General features: G+C 32.4%; 19 protein-coding genes. 4 read left to right on the top strand and 15 right to left on the bottom strand.

The features are described from left to right. Positions 1 to 130 precede the first annotated feature (130 nt). Entirely contained in the window at positions 131 to 664 is a 534-nt protein-coding gene (locus GQR92_RS15380) for an inorganic diphosphatase (protein WP_158842201.1), read from the top strand. Between the two features lie 289 nt (positions 665 to 953). Beyond that, positions 954 to 3,338, top strand: coding sequence for a sodium-translocating pyrophosphatase (locus tag GQR92_RS15375; RefSeq protein WP_158841061.1), 2,385 nt, complete (start codon positions 954 to 956; stop codon positions 3,336 to 3,338). Positions 3,339 to 3,440: 102 nt separating this feature from the next. Here the strand turns inward: GQR92_RS15375 and GQR92_RS15370 are convergent, their stop codons facing one another. After that, positions 3,441 to 3,602 carry a DUF1328 family protein gene (locus GQR92_RS15370; protein ID WP_105047484.1) on the bottom strand — a complete coding sequence of 54 codons (162 nt, stop codon included), beginning with the start codon at positions 3,600 to 3,602 and terminating at the stop codon, positions 3,441 to 3,443. A gap of 185 nt (positions 3,603 to 3,787) precedes the next feature. Beyond that, positions 3,788 to 4,234, bottom strand: coding sequence for a ferritin-like domain-containing protein (locus tag GQR92_RS15365; protein ID WP_199269149.1), 447 nt, complete (start codon positions 4,232 to 4,234; stop codon positions 3,788 to 3,790). 328 nt (positions 4,235 to 4,562) lie between these two features. On the opposite strand from GQR92_RS15365, the gene GQR92_RS15360 reads away from it, so the two are divergent. Beyond that, positions 4,563 to 5,588, top strand: a complete 1,026-nt coding sequence (locus GQR92_RS15360) for a helix-turn-helix domain-containing protein (protein WP_158841060.1) — start codon at positions 4,563 to 4,565, stop codon at positions 5,586 to 5,588. Positions 5,589 to 5,596: 8 nt separating this feature from the next. Here GQR92_RS15360 and GQR92_RS15355 read toward each other — a convergent pair whose 3' ends face one another. The 5 genes from GQR92_RS15355 to GQR92_RS15335 all read right to left on the bottom strand — a co-directional run bounded on the left by GQR92_RS15355 (position 5,597) and on the right by GQR92_RS15335 (position 8,746). Then, positions 5,597 to 5,797, bottom strand: a complete 201-nt coding sequence (locus GQR92_RS15355; protein ID WP_158841059.1) for a DUF6327 family protein — start codon at positions 5,795 to 5,797, stop codon at positions 5,597 to 5,599. Between the two features lie 26 nt (positions 5,798 to 5,823). Continuing rightward, positions 5,824 to 6,171: a hypothetical protein gene (locus GQR92_RS15350; protein ID WP_158841058.1), complete on the bottom strand. Its 348-nt coding sequence runs from the start codon at positions 6,169 to 6,171 to the stop codon at positions 5,824 to 5,826. Between the two features lie 3 nt (positions 6,172 to 6,174). Further along, a complete protein-coding gene (locus GQR92_RS15345; RefSeq protein ID WP_158841057.1) occupies positions 6,175 to 6,507 on the bottom strand; it encodes a YtxH domain-containing protein in 333 nt (110 codons plus the stop codon). A gap of 155 nt (positions 6,508 to 6,662) precedes the next feature. After that, a complete protein-coding gene (pckA, locus tag GQR92_RS15340) occupies positions 6,663 to 8,273 on the bottom strand; it encodes a phosphoenolpyruvate carboxykinase (ATP) (RefSeq protein ID WP_158841055.1) in 1,611 nt (536 codons plus the stop codon). 71 nt (positions 8,274 to 8,344) lie between these two features. Further along, positions 8,345 to 8,746, bottom strand: coding sequence for a DUF423 domain-containing protein (locus tag GQR92_RS15335; RefSeq protein WP_158841053.1), 402 nt, complete (start codon positions 8,744 to 8,746; stop codon positions 8,345 to 8,347). Positions 8,747 to 8,816: 70 nt separating this feature from the next. On the opposite strand from GQR92_RS15335, the gene GQR92_RS15330 reads away from it, so the two are divergent. After that, on the top strand, positions 8,817 to 10,184 hold the full coding sequence (locus tag GQR92_RS15330; RefSeq protein WP_158841051.1) for a saccharopine dehydrogenase family protein: 1,368 nt from the start codon (positions 8,817 to 8,819) through the stop codon (positions 10,182 to 10,184). An 81-nt stretch (positions 10,185 to 10,265) separates the two neighbouring features. Here the strand turns inward: GQR92_RS15330 and GQR92_RS15325 are convergent, their stop codons facing one another. The 8 genes from GQR92_RS15325 to GQR92_RS15290 form a co-directional block, all read right to left on the bottom strand. After that, positions 10,266 to 10,934, bottom strand: coding sequence for a tRNA1(Val) (adenine(37)-N6)-methyltransferase (locus tag GQR92_RS15325; RefSeq protein ID WP_158841049.1), 669 nt, complete (start codon positions 10,932 to 10,934; stop codon positions 10,266 to 10,268). A gap of 214 nt (positions 10,935 to 11,148) precedes the next feature. After that, complete coding sequence (gene hflC / locus GQR92_RS15320; protein ID WP_158841047.1) at positions 11,149 to 12,093, bottom strand: protease modulator HflC; 945 nt, start codon at positions 12,091 to 12,093, stop codon at positions 11,149 to 11,151. Between the two features lie 11 nt (positions 12,094 to 12,104). Continuing rightward, the gene (hflK, locus tag GQR92_RS15315) at positions 12,105 to 13,076 is read right to left on the bottom strand and encodes an FtsH protease activity modulator HflK (protein ID WP_158841045.1); all 972 of its coding nucleotides are present in this window, start codon (positions 13,074 to 13,076) and stop codon (positions 12,105 to 12,107) included. 28 nt (positions 13,077 to 13,104) lie between these two features. Beyond that, complete coding sequence (locus GQR92_RS15310) at positions 13,105 to 13,944, bottom strand: formate/nitrite transporter family protein (protein WP_158841043.1); 840 nt, start codon at positions 13,942 to 13,944, stop codon at positions 13,105 to 13,107. 186 nt (positions 13,945 to 14,130) lie between these two features. Beyond that, positions 14,131 to 14,733, bottom strand: a complete 603-nt coding sequence (locus GQR92_RS15305; protein WP_199269148.1) for a YceI family protein — start codon at positions 14,731 to 14,733, stop codon at positions 14,131 to 14,133. Positions 14,734 to 14,872: 139 nt separating this feature from the next. Beyond that, positions 14,873 to 16,609 carry a thiamine pyrophosphate-dependent enzyme gene (locus GQR92_RS15300; protein WP_158841041.1) on the bottom strand — a complete coding sequence of 579 codons (1,737 nt, stop codon included), beginning with the start codon at positions 16,607 to 16,609 and terminating at the stop codon, positions 14,873 to 14,875. Between the two features lie 264 nt (positions 16,610 to 16,873). Continuing rightward, entirely contained in the window at positions 16,874 to 17,857 is a 984-nt protein-coding gene (locus GQR92_RS15295; RefSeq protein WP_158841039.1) for an NADP-dependent oxidoreductase, read from the bottom strand. Between the two features lie 566 nt (positions 17,858 to 18,423). Beyond that, the gene (locus GQR92_RS15290; RefSeq protein ID WP_368074164.1) at positions 18,424 to 18,891 is read right to left on the bottom strand and encodes a DUF6789 family protein; all 468 of its coding nucleotides are present in this window, start codon (positions 18,889 to 18,891) and stop codon (positions 18,424 to 18,426) included. Positions 18,892 to 19,008 lie beyond the last annotated feature (117 nt).

The following is a 19,008-nucleotide window of genomic DNA, read 5'->3' as shown; positions in this document are numbered from 1 at the left end:
TGAATACTTTTTTTGTAATGATATTAACCTAATCGAAAACCTTTGCGTAAATTTATGTCATAAAATCTAAAATAAAATTTAATTTATAACTATTTTTGTCTAAATCCAAATAATGAAAGAACCAAAAGCAATGAGTAAAGAACCAAAAAGACAAGTAACTTTTGACGTACTTATAGAAATACCTAAAGGAAGTAGAAATAAATACGAATATGATTTTACATTACATAAAATTAGATTCGATAGAATGCTTTTTTCATCTATGATGTACCCAGGTGATTACGGGTTTATTCCAGAAACTTTAGCCTTAGATGCAGATCCATTAGATGTATTAGTTTTAGGGCATCAACCAACCTACCCAATGGTTGTTATGGAAGTTAGACCAATTGGAGTTTTCTATATGACTGACGAAAAAGGTCCTGATGAAAAAATAATTTGTGTACCCGTTTCTGATCCTATTTGGAGTAATAAAGAAGATATTGCAGATTTAAATCCTCACAGATTAAAAGAGATTGAACACTTTTTTCAAGTTTATAAAGACTTAGAAAAGAAAAAAGTTGATACAGGTGGATGGGGAGACGCAACAGCTGCAATTAAAATATATGATGAATGTGTTAAACGTTATGATGATAGCGAACACAAGAAAAAAAGAACGTTTACTATATAATAGAAAACTAAAAAAGCAACATAAAAAACCATCTTACTATTAAGATGGTTTTTTTATTTTTAAATCCCAGTCTACTTCTCTAATATTGATTATAGTTATCAACTATTTGTTTATGATATCAAAATTTAATTATATCTATAAAAAACTGACAAAAGTCATAGTATGGATAATATAATTTAAAAGGGTGTAAAATACGATATCTTTAATTTACATAGGTTTTTTTTGTGAGATATATTTTCTTACTTTAGCTTATCAAGAAAAAATAAGTTAAATTACAAAATAAGTAAATATGGAAGTAATAGTAAAATTTCTCCCACTATTTGGTGTGGTAGCATTAATTTTCGTTTTTCTAAAAAGCGGTTGGGTTTCAAAACAAGCAGTTGGTGACGAGAAAATGTCTCGAATAGCAAAAAACATTGCAGATGGTGCAATGGCTTTCTTAAAAGCAGAATACAAGGTTTTAGCAATTTTTGTAATTGCTGTAGCTATTTTGCTATTCTTTAAAGGAGCAAATGAAGTAGGCTCTAACGGAATGGTAGCAGTCTCTTTTATTATTGGTGCTATTTGTTCTGCCTTAGCTGGCTTTATTGGTATGAAAGTGGCAACAAAAGCAAATGTTAGAACCACAGAAGCTGCAAGAACATCATTAGGTAAAGCATTAGAAGTTGCTTTTGCAGGAGGTGCTGTAATGGGCTTAGGGGTTGTAGGTCTAGGTATCTTAGGTTTAAGTGGGCTATTTATGTTCTATCAAAGTATGTGGCCTGGAGCTGAAAATTTATCAATGGTCTTAAATGTACTATCTGGTTTCTCATTAGGAGCCTCATCAATTGCATTATTTGCACGTGTTGGTGGTGGTATTTATACAAAAGCTGCCGATGTTGGTGCAGATTTAGTTGGTAAAGTAGAAGCTGGTATTCCAGAAGACCACCCTTTAAATCCTGCAACTATTGCAGATAATGTTGGTGATAATGTTGGTGATGTTGCTGGTATGGGTGCAGATTTATTTGAATCTTATGTAGGTTCTATTATTGGTACTATGGTATTAGGTGCTTTTATTATAACACCTACTTTTGATGGCTTAGGAGCTGTGTACTTACCTTTAGTACTTGGGGCTGTTGGTATTATAATGTCTATACTAGGTACCTTCTTTGTAAAAGTAAAAGATGGTGGCAACCCACAAACAGCATTAAATATTGGCGAATTTGGTTCTGCGGGTTTAATGGTAATCGCTTCTTATTTTATTATTAACACTTTAATTCCGGAGTCTCATTCTGAATTACCTTTCGGGGCAATGGGTGTGTTTTGGGCAACAATTGCTGGTTTAGCTGCAGGCTTAGGGGTTGGTAAAATAACTGAATATTATACTGCAACAGGAAAAAAACCTGTAATGTCTATTGTAAAACAATCTGAAACTGGAGCAGCAACAAATATTATTGCTGGTTTAGGGGTTGGTATGATGTCTACCATGATTCCTATTCTTTTAATTGCAGCTGCAATTATGGTTTCTCATCATTTTGCAGGTTTATACGGTATTGCTATTGCAGCAGTAGGCATGTTAGCTAATACAGGTATTCAATTAGCCGTAGATGCTTACGGCCCCATTTGTGATAACGCGGGTGGTATTGCTGAAATGGCAGAATTACCAAGTGAAGTTAGAGAACGTACAGATAAATTAGATGCGGTTGGTAATACAACTGCAGCAGTAGGTAAAGGATTTGCAATTGCTTCTGCTGCTTTAACGGCTTTGGCTTTATTTGCTGCTTTTATGAAAACAGCAAACGTTATTGCTATTGATGTTTCTCAACCTAAAATTATGGCAGGTTTATTAATTGGTGGTATGTTACCTTTTGTATTTTCTGCATTATCTATGAATGCCGTAGGTAGAGCTGCAATGGCAATGATAGAAGAAGTTAGACGTCAATTTAGAGACATTCCAAAATTAAAAGCTGCCTTAGAAATAATGCGTAAGTACGATTCTGATATGACAAAAGCTTCTAAAGAAGACAGAGCTATTTTTGACGACGCAGATGGTGTTGCAGATTATGGAAAATGTATTGATATTTCTACAAAAGCATCTATTAGAGAAATGGTATTACCAGGATTATTAGCAATCGTTGTTCCTGTTGCTGTTGGTTTTATTGGTGGAGCAGAAATGTTAGGAGGACTTCTTGCAGGTGTTACAACTTGTGGGGTTTTAATGGCTATTTTTCAATCTAACGCAGGTGGTGCTTGGGATAACGCTAAAAAAACAATTGAAGAGCAAGGTAAAAAAGGAACAGATGCTCACAAAGCTGCTGTTGTAGGTGATACTGTTGGAGATCCTTTTAAAGATACTTCTGGACCTTCTTTAAACATTCTTTTAAAATTAATGTCTGTTGTTGCACTTGTAATTGCACCGAGTATTGCTTTAAATAGTAATGCCGTTTCTGATTACAACAATTCTAAAAAAGATGTTAGAGTAGAAATTACACAAACTACTGGAGATTTAGCAGCAGCAACTATTACAACTACTAAAATTATGAACGGTGTTGTAACTGAAGAGGTTCTAAAAATAGAAGGAACCATAGAAGAAATTGAACAAAAAGCTAAAGAAACAGGAAACATTGTTTCTGTAAATGTGACAAAAAAAGAAATCGCTAAAAATATCGAAGTGATTGCAGAAAAAACAAACTAGTACTTTTTTAGCTAATACATAAAAAAGCATCCAAATTTGGATGCTTTTTTTATTTTATAAATTATCTAAAATCTAATCTAAATAAAATTATAGTGTAATTCATTATACTTTTTTTCTACCGGTAATTAGAGATAATAAAAAAAGAATAATAAAGATTATAAAAATTATTTTAGCAATTCCGGCTGCAGCTCCTGCAATTCCCCCAAATCCTAAAACACCTGCAATTAATGCTATTATTATAAAAGTGACTGTCCAACGTAACATATTTTTAAGTTTTAATGGTTAATAAATTAAATAATTTGGTTAATTATTTCCTACACTACAAATGTAAAACACTTATCAACTAGCAGTTAACTCTTATACATTACATTTGAACTCAAACAAAATCATTATAAAAAAAAAGGTTGCCTTTTCAGACAACCTACAACCAATTAACTAAACTAAAACTATTAACTTATATCTTCTAAAGTTTTAATACTATATAACCCATTTTCAATTTTATTTTTTTGTGATACTAATAAAGATTTTGTGCTAGAAGGCAATTGGGTTTCATTAATTACTTCTTCGTATTCTTTTACTGCTGTTTTTTCTCCTCTAATAGCTTCTTCTAACATCGATTCTTCATCATCTAAAGAAAAAAGGCTTTTTATATCCATCCAAGCCCTATGGGCAGCACCTGCAACACTAGCACCTTTATCTATTTCTTGATTAAAGCTTTTAATTTCTTCTTTTAATTCGTGCCCAAAAATATTTCTTTCTTGAGATTTTGCTTTAAAATAATTTTTAAGCGCCTTGTTTTCTATGTTTTCAGCGGCTTTATTAAATCCTTTTTCAGCATCAAAGGTTTTTTCTAAAATTACATTTAGTTTTTCTCCTACTTGTTCTGTATACGTCATAATGATAAGTATTTTATATGAACGTTTGTTTCCTTTATAGATGTCAAACGATGTACATCTTTAACAAAAAAATTGTAATTAATTATTAGGTAACAACTTTCTGTTACACAAAAATATGGCTGTTTTAAGATTCTAATGAATGCATATAATCTAATGTTTAACTCATTTAAATTTATTCTTAGACAAAGATTATCAGCACAATAATTAGCCTCCTTTATTTTTATGATTCTATTCGTATAATTATTAACCGATTTATTAAAAATTTAAACTATTTTTATTTTTTTATTTGGAGCGCATATTAACAGTTTGTTTAAATGATTTTATCACAATGATTGAAATAGAAATAATTGCGGATAGTGACAAAGACTTGATCGAGCAGATTGCCGAAAAAATAGGCGGTTCTATTACTGGTAATTGGAGCGAAAGTGTACTTACCATTAATAATGAAAATGGTACTGGAAAGATTCGCTTTATACCTTTTGATTGGGGTGTAAATTTATTAGATTTTGACATTAAACTACACAAAGAGTTTATTTTTAAAATTCAGGCAGTTCCAGAATTCAATCCACTTCGATTTATTTACCCATCGCTTGGTTCTTTTAAACATCGATTTGGTGTTGATAATAAAGAAAGTAAAATAGAACAATTTCAATCGTTAATTTTTACCAATAAAACAGGCGGCTATAATTACCTACATTTTCCTAAAAATGAAACTGTAGAAATTAATCTTATAGAAATTGTTAGAAAGAAATTTTTAAAGAAAAGAACCACTAACGTTTCTACTTTAAATGAAAAACTATACGAAGTTTTTGTAGATACAGATCATGATTATCGTTTTGCTAATTATGGAACGCTAAATTTAAAAATGGCAGACATTATATCGCAAATAAAGAAGGTAAAAGGAAAAGGAATGTTGCGTATTCTTAAAATTGAAGCACGAGTTTACGAAATATTATCTTTACACATACAACAACACAATCGACTTTTAGAAGGCGTACCATTGCCAACATCTCTTGTTAAAGAGGAATTAAAAATAGTACGTAAATTAGGAAAACAAATTGTAAAAAATCCTGCTAAAAATTATACGCTAGAAGAGCTTTCTTTAGATTCTGGATTAACCCAAGCTAAATTACAAGATGGGTTTAAGTTTTTATACAATAGAACTGTTACAGAATATATAAGACATATACGTCTAGAGTCTGCAAGAGATCTATTAAAAAACACAGATTTAAATATTTCTCAAATTGTTTATACAATTGGCTTTAGCAGTAGAAGTTACTTCTCTAAAATTTTTAGAGAAAAGTATGGCATTACCCCAAACGGATTTAAGAAAAAATTATTAACTGTTGTTTAAATAAAATATTATTTAAACATTTTCTTAATAAACATAAAAGTCCCAAACTTACCAAAAGCACTAAGCGCGTTACTTACAAGACTCATTGGCTCTAGAATTTCTTGAAAATCGTTTTTAACCATTTTCAGTTCTTCTAAAGCTATTTGTTTTTCTAGTGATAGTCTCTTTAAATCTCTATCTATTTCTTTAAAACTTTGATATGTTTTCATTTGCTGTTTTTATTAAGTTTTATGAATTAATCAAAAAATATTTTAGCTATTTTATAAATTACTTTCTTATCAAGATATTTTCTAAAAAGATAAATTAATAGAGAAATAACTAAAAAAAATAATCCCACAAATAAATATCCCAAAGCTATATTTTCTAGATAGTCTCCCAGAGCAATTGCACTAGAAACTGCCAAAAAAACAAACCCTAAAACAGTTAAACTTCCTATAAAAAAAAGTTTTACAATCATACTAACCGTTAGGGTTGTTATCTGAAAAGTTTTTAACTTTGCGTGTTCAAAAGTTTTAGAAACAAACTCTTTACCAACATCAGCTCCTTTATCTGCAGAATTTTTAAAATTATCGAATATGCTCATTTATTAGGCAGATTTTTGTAATTTTTTATTTTGCTCTTTCAACTCTTTTAATTTTTTTTCTAGTGTAGAAATAACATCTTCTGCTTTATGACTAACGTTAGAGACTACCTCTTCTATTTGCTCATCTAAGGTTTCTTTTTTTGTAGAAACTGTTGATGAAACTTTTTCTGTTAAATCACTTGCTGTTTCTACCAACTTTTCTTTAGCCGCTAAAGCTTCATCAGATATTCTTTTTCTAGTTTTTTTACCTTTTGCAGGTGCAAATAAAACTCCTAAAGTGGCACCTATTACTGTTCCTGCTAATAAACCTACTACTGTATTGCTACTATTGCTCATGTTTTTATATTTTTTAATGTTAAACTAATTATGTGTGTTTCACTGGTTCAAAATTACACTATTAATAACTCTAAGTTTAACTCTATAAGTTCTATTATTAACGCAAACAAAAAAAACACCTCAAAATGAGGTGTTTTCCTAAAAACAAAAAATCACTAAAGTGCATACCGTTGAGGTCCTCCTCTTCGGATGTCTTCACTTGCAATCTCTTCAAATTGCGTAAAATTATTTCTAAAAGCATTAGACAATTTAAAAGCTGTCTTATAATACGCTTCATCATCATTCCAAGTAGATCTCGGACTTAACAATTCTGTTGGCACACCAGGACAAGATCTTGGTTGTGCAACTCCAAACACAGAGTGAATATGATAATCTTCATATCTATAACTTCCCAAATCACCATTTAAAACAGCATTAATCATTGCTCTTGTGTATTTTAAAGGCATTCTTCTACCAACTCCGTACTGACCACCAGACCAACCTGTATTAATCAACCAAACATTAACTCCAGCATCCTTCATTTTCTTACTTAGCATTTCTGCATACCTTGTTGGATGTAAAGGCATAAAAGGAGCACCAAAACAAGCCGAAAAACTTGGTGTTGGTTCTGTTACTCCTGCTTCTGTACCTGCAACCTTAGCCGTATAACCAGAAATAAAATGATAAGCCGCTTGGTTAGGTGTTAATTTAGATATTGGAGGCAAAACTCCAAAAGCATCTGCCGTTAAAAAGAAAATATTCTTCGGATTTTTACCTATAGATGGTTCTTGAATATTATCTATATGATAAATAGGATAACTAACTCTTGTATTTTGGGTAATAGAAGTATCTGCAAAATCGATAGCCCCATTAGCATCCATAACCACATTTTCTAGAATTGCTCCTTTTTTTATTGCTGCAAAAATTTCTGGTTCTTGTTCTTTTGATAAGTTAATTACTTTTGCATAACAACCTCCTTCAAAATTAAACACCGTATTTTCTGCAGTCCAACCGTGCTCATCATCACCAATTAAACTTCTTTCTGGATCTGTAGATAACGTTGTTTTACCAGTACCAGACAATCCAAAGAAAATAGCAGTATCACCATCTTTACCCACATTTGCAGAACAATGCATTGGTAAAGTATTTTTGTACACTGGTAAAATAAAATTTAAGGCAGAAAAAATTCCTTTTTTAATTTCTCCTGTATAACCTGTTCCTCCTATCAATGCTATTTTTTTGCTAAAATTTAAAATTGCAAAATTATGCTGACGAGTTCCATCTACTTCTGGATTTGCCATAAAACCAGGAGCATTTACAACGGTCCATTCTGGAGAAAAAGTTTCTAATTCCCTTTCTGTAGGACGTAAAAACATATTATGCGCAAACATATTACTCCAAGGGTGTTCGTTTACAACTCTAATATTTAATTTATAATTTTCATCTGCACACGCATAACTATCTCTTACAAAAATTTCTTTTTCTGATAAATAATTAACCACTTTAGTATACAAAGCATCAAACTTTTCAGTTTCAAAAGGAATGTTAATATCACTCCACCAAACCTCATCTTTGGTTACTTTATCTTTTACAATAAAACGATCATTAGGAGATCGCCCAGTAAACTCACCCGTATTTACAGCAATTGCACCTAGAGAAGAAACAACACCTTGCCCTTTTATAACAGTTAAATCATGTAACTCATCTGAAGTTAACTGATAACGAACTGTTGCATTTTTGATTCCTAGACTATTTAACGAAATCGATTTCGTACTTGTATCTACCATATCAATATTTTTAATTATTTATAGATTAATTACTAGCAAAATTACACATTATTTTGAAACGACATCAATATTTACATTAAAATTGACTTTTTACTGTTATTTGAATATTTTTTTAAGAATATGACAATCATAAAAACCCAACCAATCATCAATGTCAAACCACCTAAAGGAGTAACAAACCAAATAGATTTTGCTGTTATTGATGTTAAGTTAATTGCATAAATAGATCCTGAAAAAAGTAAAATACCAAAAAAGAATATATAACTAATTTTATTTTTTTGAGAAATGCTAAATCCTTCATAAGTATTCACAAATAATAACACAATTACATGATACATCTGATAGCGTACACCTGTTTCAAAACTAGATAACTCTGCAGCTGATAAAATTTCTTTTAAAGCATGTGCTCCAAAAGCTCCTAAAACAATCGCTAACATTCCTAAAGTACATGTAATAATTAAATTCCTAAACATTTTTTATGGTTTTTGTTAAATTTTAAACAAAATTAGTATCTTCGTAAGACTACAAAAATAAGACATATTGATGAAAAACATTCTAATTATTGGTGCAGGAAAATCGAGTTCTTTTCTCATAAAATATTTGCTAGAAAAATCTGATGAAGAAAACTTACGTATAATTATTGGAGATATTTCTACCGTAAATGCAGATAAACTCATCAATAATCATAAAAATGCCAAAAGTATTATTTTAGATATTTTTAATACAAAACAGCGTCAAGAACTCATCAAAAAAAGCGATCTTGTTATTTCGATGCTACCCGCAAGATTTCATATTGAAGTTGCTAAAGATTGTATTCATTTTGGTAAACACATGGTAACAGCTTCTTACATATCCGAAGAAATGAAAACTTTAGATAAAGAAGCAAAAGTCAAAAATTTAGTGTTGATGAATGAAGTTGGGCTAGACCCAGGAATAGACCATATGAGTGCTATGCAAGTAATAGATAAAATTAGAAGCAAAGGTGCTAAAATGTTATTGTTCGAGTCTTTTTGTGGGGGATTAGTGGCTCCCGAAAGTGACAATAACCTTTGGAATTACAAATTTACTTGGAATCCGAGAAATGTAGTTTTAGCAGGTCAAGGAGGTGCTGCAATGTTTATTCAAGAAAGTACATACAAATACATTCCGTATCATAAATTATTTAGAAGAACCGAGTTTTTAAAAATTAATAACAATAAATATGAAGCCTATGCAAATAGAGATTCTCTAAAATACAGAAGTGTTTATGGTTTAGATAATATACCAACTATGTACAGAGGGACTATTAGAAAAGTAGGGTTTTCTAGGGCTTGGAACATCTTTGTACAATTAGGTATGACAGATGATTCTTACATTATTGAAGATTCTGAAAACATGAGCTATAGAGATTTTGTAAACTTATTTTTAGCGTATTCTCCTTCTGATTCTGTAGAGTTAAAGTTACGTTCTTACTTAAAAATAGATCAAGATGACATAATGTGGGAAAAATTAATTGAATTGGATATTTTTAACAGAAAGAAAAAAATTGGACTCATAGATGCTACTCCTGCACAAATGCTACAGAAAATATTAGAAGATTCTTGGACTTTACAAGAAGATGATAAAGATATGATAGTAATGCAGCATCTTTTTGGTTATGAAATTGATGGAAAAAAATATCAAACCGAAAGTAGTTTAGTGGTTATTGGAGAAAACCAAACGTATACAGCAATGGCAAAAACTGTAGGTTTACCTGTGGGTATTGCTGCTTTAAAAATATTAAAAGGCCAAATTAAAACTCCGGGAGTTCAACTACCAATTACCAAAGAAGTATATGAACCTATTTTAAAAGAGTTAGAAAATTACGGAATTAAATTTACAGAAAAACAAGTACCTTATTTAGGTTACAATCCTAACCATGTATTTGGATAAAAACACAGGTATTATGAGGGAGAAGGACGAAGTAGTCTATTTTTTAGAGATTGCTTCGTTTCTCTCAATGATATAAGAATATTACATTTTTAAATAAAAATCTTTTGTTAAATTAATATACGCTTCTGTATATTGATGACGTCCAATTTCAATAGTTAAACTTTCTTCTTTTAATTCCATTACATCAAAAGAAAACTCTAGTAAACATCTTTTAATTTCTGATATTTCGTTTCCCTTTACTCTACAAATTCTATTCAAAAACAAATTATTTTCTTTCGCCAAGGCGATAAAATTAACCTCCTCTTTATAAGGAATAACTACAGAAAATTTTCCGGTTTTTGATAAAATTTTTGAAACGCCTATAATTAAATCTTTAAAAGAAAGCGAAGATGTAAAACGTGCTTTATTTCTAGAAGCATCTTCTGTCTCAAAGGCATCCGTATAAAATGGCGGATTAGAAACTATTAAATCATACGTTTCTTCCTCCTCTGCAATTTCTTCTGCAAACTCGCTAAAAGTTGCATTGTAACAATACAAACGATCTCCCCAATCAGATTCTTCAAAATTGGCAACTGTTTGCTCGTATGCATTTTCATCAACCTCAACAGCATCTATTGTCATGGCGTCAGAACGTTGTGCAATCATTAAAGAAATTACGCCTGTGCCAGCACCAATATCTAAAATAGTATCCGGATAATTATCAACAGAACACCATGCACCAAGTAAAACGCCATCTGTACCTACTTTCATGGCAGTTTTATCTTGATGGATTGTAAATTCTTTAAATTTGAATGGTTTTTTGATAGCTTTAATTTTTAGCAAATATAATAAGAACTAACATATACTTCCATCAAAAAGGTTAGGTATCCTAGTTTAAACCAATCAATACTATTTTTTTTTTAAGAATTGTATGTTGACGAATCATTAAAGTTTCTTCGCAATTCTTAATTTAGTAAATCTTTCTTTATTTCATCTTTTTCAAGTATTTAAAAATCTCGTTGTCAGTAGATAAAATCACCGTTGTGGTGGTATCGAATGTTGTTTCAAAAGTTTCCATAGATTTCAAAAAAACATATAATTCGCGTGAAGTTGCTGTTTGGTTGTAAGCAGAAGCATATATAGATGCTGCTTCGGCATCGGCCTTTCCTTTTACTTCTTCCGCTTCTCTAAAGGCTTCTGACTGGATTTTTTTTAGTTCCCTTTCTTTCTCTCCATTAATACGTGAAGCTTCTCCTTGTCCTTCAGATCTGAATTTATCAGCAATACGAAAACGTTCACTTTTCATTCGCTCGTAAACCTGTTCACTTACTTCTTCAACATAATTAATCCGTTTAAACCGAAAGTCGAGTATAGCAATACCTAGATCTTTGGTTTTTATATTCGCAGACTTTAGTATCATACGTTGTAATTCCTGACGTCCAACAGATATGTTAACAAGCGAATCTGAAATCATTTGACCAGTTGCGCCTGAAGAAGCCGGAACCCTGTTTTCAGAACGTACAGCTTCTTCTAGATCATGAGCTGCAATATAATCTCTGGTTTCACCATCAAGAATATCATTCAAACGGGTTTGCGCCCCTCTTTCATTGGTCATTCTTATAAAAAACTGCAATGGATCTGTAATTTTCCATCGGGCATAAGTATCCACAAATATAAATTTTTTATCTTTTGTAGGTACTTGGTTTGGGTCTCCATCCCATTCCATATAGCGTTTTTCGAAATAATTGGTTTTTTGAATAAAAGGGATTTTAAACATTAATCCTGGGTCTGTTATAGCTTCTCCCACAGGTTTACCAAATTGAGTAATCACAACTTGTTCTGTTTCTTTTACAATATAAACACTTTGGTATATTACGATCAGCAATGTTATCAAAGTGATGCCTAAAAATATAATTTTATTTTTCTTCATTATTTTAATGTTTATTTGTTTAACTGCATTTGTAATAAAGGCAATACATTGTTTCCTTGTTCATCTATAATAATTTTATTGCCTAATTTTGGTAAAACAGATGCCATTGTTTCCAGATAAATTCTGCTTCTAGTAACCCCAGGAGCTTTCATATATTCTTTATAAATAGCATTAAAACGGGCAACTTCTCCGAGTGCTTTATTCACCCGCTGGGTAGCAAATCCTTCGGCCTTTTGTATGGTTTCCTCTGCTTGTCCACTTGCTTTAGGTATCACTTTATTATACTCTGATTTTGCTTGATTAATCAAAGTTTCTCTTTCTTGTTGTGCTTGGTTTACTGCATTAAAAGCGGCTTTTACCGGTTGTGGCGGATTCACATCTTGCAGTACAATCTGATCAATTTTAATACCTAATGAATATTCCTTACATATTTGGTTTACAAGCGCTTCCATTTTGGTTGCTATTTCTGTACGGCCAACAGTTAAAACTTCATTTACAGTTCGATCTCCAATAATTTGTCTAAGTGCCGCTTCTGATACATCTCGTAATGTATTTTTAGGATTCCTTACCTTAAATAAATAATTATAAGCATCATTAATACGGTATTGTACAACCCATTCCACATCGGCAAGATTAAGATCTCCGGTAAGCATTAAAGACTCATCTTTTGCAACAGATTTCGAGTATTGAGTATGAACACCCGCTTTTACTGTTCTAAAACCAAATTCTAGTTTTTGTTGTCTTTCAACAGGTACTTTATACAGCTCATCTATAAAAGGTATTTTCATATTAAGCCCTGGTTCTACTTTTTTTACAAACTTACCAAAGCGGGTAATAACACCAACTTCTTCGGGCTCTATTTGAAAAAATGCACTAAAAAACCCCAGCAATAAAAGAAATACAATGATAATTGTCTTTCTATAATTTAGTATGTTTTTTAAAAGTGGCGATTCAATTTTATTAATGTTAAAACTATTTTTCATTTTTTTTTAAGTGTTTAAGCGTTTTAAATTATTTCTTATTAAGAGACGATATGTAATGTTTATTATGCTGGTTTGCATGGCTAAATTTCAGGAATGCTACAAATACAACTCCACCTATAATATTGCCCAGTGTTGCCCATGTTTGAACATGTAAATAATTTACCCAGGTTATTTTAACACTTGTTAAAGAAGCTGTAAACACTTCGATAGATCCTACGATGGAGTGGTGCAGTCCTCCTATTCCAATTACAGAAGTTATTAAAGTAATTATCACAATTCTGCTTAAGGTATCTTGTGAAGAAGTAACTAACCATGACAACAAGCCCATTAACCATCCGGCAAGAATTCCGCTTCCTAAAATAATATACCACGGGTGATCGATTAATTTTTTTGCGATTCCATAGAATGCTCCATTATCTATAGCGTTCAGTCGTTCTGGTAAAACAGATAGAATGTATCCAAAAAAATAACCTCCTAATAAATTTCCCGCATACACCAGACCCCATAGAATTAACAGGCTCTTTATTGTTGCGTTTCTATTTAAAACAGGAATTACAGATAAGGTAGTATGCTCTGTAAAGAGTTCTGATTTACCAATCACTACAAATATAAAACCAAGAGGATAGGCAATAGCCAACAAAACATGAAGTATTGATGGATGAATAACACCATTAAACAAACTATAAATAGTAGCCATAAGAAATACACTAAACCCTACTTCTAAGCCTGCTGATATTGCAGAAAGAAACAAGGCCTGATTTGACCGCTTGTATTCTCGAAGACCAGTTTGAATCTGTTCATCAAGAATTTCATCAATCTGCTTGGGTTTATTTAAAGCTTCCTTTAGTGCGTTTACTTCCTTTGCCATAATTATTTTTAAAACATCTCATTTCAAATGATCAAAAATTTAAAACTTGTTATTCTATTCCAAGTTTAACGAAACGAGAACTTTATCGTGATACTTCGATTAATGTATTGGTATGACTAAGCTCTAGCGATTTTTTTATCGTACAGCTTACATATACTGCCCTTAAATTGCTGAAAATTTATTTTTTTATTTCATGCGGTTGAGTTCCATAGGAATCTGTATTCGTACTTCATCGCCCACTACCATTGTTGTTGCCCAATCTCCTGTACCTACGCCATAAACAGTTCTGTTTAAAGTTGTATCTATTAAAACACCCAAAATAATCTTACCCTTCATCATTGGGTGTTCCATTTCGCCAGTGATTTTCATTGGTAAAACAACATCTTTGGTTATATCCTTGATGGTTAATTTACCATAAACCGAATATTCTTTTTCTGATTTCTTTTCAACTTTAGTTGATTTGAATGTCATATTAGGATAAACTTGTACATCAAAAAATTCGGAAGATTGAAGATGTTCGTCCCTTTTTTTGTCATCAGTATTTACGCTATTAATCAGAACAGTAAAGTCTACTTTACTAGATTTTAAGTTGTTGCGGTCAAAATTAATATCACCTTCAAAGCTTGTAAACTTTCCGGTAACGGATGAAAAGAAGTGATTAACAGAGAAATTTACTGAAGTATGAGCTTTGTCTATTTTCCACATTAAATCGCTTTGTGCATTTACTGAAAATGCACCAAATACAGTTACCAAAACTGCAAAGCCAAATTTTTTAAATGATTGTACCATTGTATTTAATTTTTAAGGTGGGTTCTAAAAAATAATTTTTCTGGTTGTTGAATAAAGAAAATTGCAGAACCCATTAAACTACTTTCTTTATTCGTTATATAATTATAGTATATTTTTTGAGTAGTCATTAAAGGTTAAATTAAATAACCTCTCCCAAATGCTTATAATTAGACGAGATAACCTTAAAGGCCTCATCCATACGCCCGTTTAACATCATTTTACCCATATATAAAGCAAACCCTTTTGCTTGGTCAAATTCTAACTTTGGTGGCATAGCAAGAGCATTCGGATCGGTCTTAATAGAAACCAATACAGGACCTTCATGGATAAACGCTTTTTCTAAGCCTGCCTGTACATCATCCGGATCATCAATACCAATACCCTTCATTCCCATAGCTTCTGCTATTTTTATAAAATCGGGATTTAACATATCCGTTTCCTGATCGGGAATTCCTTCTACTTCCATTTCAAGCTTTACCATTCCCAACGAACGGTTGTTGAAAATAATAATCTTTATAGGTAAGTTATATTGAACAATGGTTATAAGATCGCCCAATAACATAGAAATCCCTCCATCACCACAGAAGGCAACAACCTGTTGATCTGGACGTGCAAATGCAGCACCTATTGCTTGTGGCATTGCATTTGCCATAGAACCATGATTAAATGAACCCAACATTTTACGTTCTCCAGTTCCATCAATATAGCGTGCAGCCCATACGCAACACATTCCGGTATCAACCGTAAAAATGGCATCGTCGGCAGCCAACTTATTAATTACAGAAGCAACAAATTCTGGGTGAATTTCATCAGGTTTTCCGGTTTCTTTTACATAAGACTGTAAGTTCTTTTTTACTTCTTGATAAAACTCCAATTGCTCATCAAGAAAAGAGCTGTTCTCTTTTATCTCTAGCAAAGGCAATAATACCTGCAAAGTATCTTTTACATCGCCACACAGTCCCAAATCTAGTTTTGCTCTTCGTCCAAGGTTTTCTGGTTTAATATCTATTTGAACAATCTTATTCTTACTAGGCATAAAAGAGGTATAGGGAAAATCTGTACCTAGTAATATTAGTAACTCACACTCGTGCATTGCATGATAAGCCGATGGAATACCCAACAATCCTGTAAGCCCTACTTCATATGGATTATTATGCTGAATTGACATCTTCGCTTTATAAGAATAGGCTACGGGAGCTTTAAGCTTTTCAGCCAATTGAACAACTTCTTTGTGTGACTCTGCTGCTCCAATTCCACAAAAAATAGTAACTTTTTTATGCGAGTTTATCAATTCTGCTAGTTGAACTAATTCGCCTTCCGATGGCCTAACAACAGGCGTATTTCTGAATAGTAAAGTAGTTGTTTCCGCTTCTACTGCTCGCTGGTTGGTAATATCACCTGGCAAGCCAATAACTGCAACACCTTTTTTATGCACTGCATTTTGTAGAGCAGCCTGTAACATACGTGGCAACTGTGCTGGTGTTGTGGCCATTTGGTTATAGTAACTGCAATCATCAAAAAGTTTAATGGTGTTTGTTTCCTGAAAAGCACCTGTTCCAAACTCATTGGTATGTATCGTAGAAGCAATGGCTAACACCGATGCAGATGAACGGTGCGCATCATACAAACCGTTTATCAAATGAACATGTCCGGGACCGCTACTACCAGCGCAACATGCCAACCCATTTAACTGAGACTCTGCACTAGCAGCAAATGCGGCTGTCTCTTCGTTACGTACATGAACCCATTTAATTTTTCCATTACGATGAACTGCTGCGTTTACATGATTAAGACTGTCTCCCGTTACAGAATAAATTCTTTGAATTCCAGCATCTACTAATGTTTCAACCAGTTGGTCAGATATATTTTTGCTCATAATATTTATTTCTATAATTACTTCTGTTATTTTTACTGTAACATATTCAGCAAATTTTTAATGCAGCTTCAAATGATGTAGAGTTGATCCTGCTTCCGAACCATAGCAATTGGTTGATAGATTTCTGATTTTACTAATAAATTGATGATGGTTCTTCCCGTAGTACAGTTCGCTCCGGCAACTAATACATGCTGTTTTTCTTTCATCATAATATTTTATCTTTTTTCTAAATATATTCGTTAGTAGTTCAATTTTATAAATCGATTAGGATAGGTTTACAATCACTTTACCCTTTGCTCTGCCTGTAGATAAGTACAAATAAGCTTCAATACTATCTTCAAAAGAAAAAACTCTATCAACCACTGGCTTTATCTTCTTGTCTTTTACCATAACTGAGAGTTTGTCTAATTGCTCTCCATTAGGTTGCATCCAGCTTAATTTATAGATCGCAGATTTTTCACTGATCAGTTTTGCCAATTCTTCAGGTAAAACATAATCACTCATCCCCATATTTATAGCCGTTTCTTTGTCTGGTGGCCCCACTATAGTGGTTACTTTTCCACCTTCTTTAATTAATTTAAAGGCTTCTAATGTGTAGTTGTCACCTAGGGTATCAAAAACAATATCTAAATCTTTAGCAATCGTTTTGTAATCTTCCGTTTTATAATCTATCACACGGTCGGCTCCAAGCGCCTTAACCATATCAACATTTGTAGTGCTAGTGGTAGTGTACACAAAGGCTCCTTTTGCTTTGGCATATTGAATTGCAAAAGTTCCTACACCTCCCGATCCTGCATGAATAAGCACTTTATCTCCTTTTTTTATACCAACACGTTCCAAAGCCTGAATTGAGGTAAGACCTACTAATGGTAAACCGGCAGCTTCTACAAACGATATATTATCGGGTTTTTTAGAAACCACACTACTCTCAACAGCCACATATTCTGCAAGAGTACCCATTTGTTGTTGAGGCACTCTGGTATACACAGCATCACCTAGTTCAAACTTGGTCACTTCCGCTCCTTTCTCCACAATTACACCACTCACATCAAAACCAATTGTGCAGGAAAGTGACAATGGAACCATATCTTTTAATGCACCACTCACCATTTTATAATCTATAGGGTTCAATCCTGCTGCTTTGGTTTCAATAAGAATATCCGTAGGCATTATGGATGGTTTCTCTATTTCATTTATTGATAAACTATCTTTAAGTTCTCCATATTTTATTATTTGTAATACTTTCATAATAGTTACGTTTTAATTTAATTTTTGATAAAAAAGCTGTTATTTCTCAGCCTTTCTATATGATTTAGAAGCACCAAAAGACCACAATGCCCAAACAATGAAAACTGGTTAAAGAAAAGTCGGATTAATCTGGCGCTATCAGAATTTAAAGTCTCAAAAAGCATCTTTTCCATCAAGGTATTGAGCTATATTCACTGGAAAAACCAGGACAAAGAATGTGGCTAAGGTCTAACCAATATTTACACGTTGCTTTTTACACAACAGTAAACTAGACCACTAAATCCTTACTCAATAGACCCAATCAGGAACTTAAGCCTGATAATCGATTCTATTAAAAGTAAGAGGGCTAAATCCAGCATAGATCATAAAAAGAGTCAATTGTATGCTGAAAACATTTTGCGTTAGCGAGATGTCTACCTCTTTTTTAGCTCTATTTTATTAACGTATTGATGAACTAGCATGTGGTTTTTATAATGAATTTACAAGTACCAACTTATATTGATCCAATTTTAAAAGAGCTATTTTATTGACATTTGTTAGTCAAATTGCAAAGGATCATTTCTTTATCAGACCCCTTTTTTCTGATCTAACTCAAAATTGGTAGTGCTACCAACATCTTTAACAAGAAGAGCTACAACAATTCCAAAAACAATATGACCAACTATACCAGCAACCATAATTAATAGCACACTATCCTCAGATGCAGGCATACCTCCCTTTATAGCCCCTAATATTGCCATGGCAATTTGTGCAAAGATGAATGCAGCAACTCCAAAAATAACTCCTTTAAGAACATTACTATTTATACTTTTTAGCAAATTCATAAAGTAGAATGCATACACTAAAGCAAATATTACACCTATCATAAAATGCATAATCCACCCAACTAAAATAGGGAGTCCCATCATCGTGGCAAGCATTTTCGGTGGACTCATTTTTGGCATCCCTATTATAGCAGCAATCATCATGAATGCAGTCATTACAACAGTGGCAACAACGCCACCGATTAGTCCTTGTTTAATTTTAGTATTCATAGTATTAAATGTTTTTTAATTATTTATTTTTATGCTGTTATAGGTTTAAAACGGATGCTTCAGTCCATTTACACGAATCAGTTTCTTATTCACAAACTCGTAATTCCTTTACTCTGA

Source organism: Polaribacter sp. L3A8 (assembly GCF_009796785.1).
In the GTDB taxonomy this organism is placed as follows: Bacteria; Bacteroidota; Bacteroidia; order Flavobacteriales; family Flavobacteriaceae; genus Polaribacter.
Note: the sequence above shows the minus strand (reverse complement) of the source record. Positions and strands in the feature narration are given on the sequence as shown.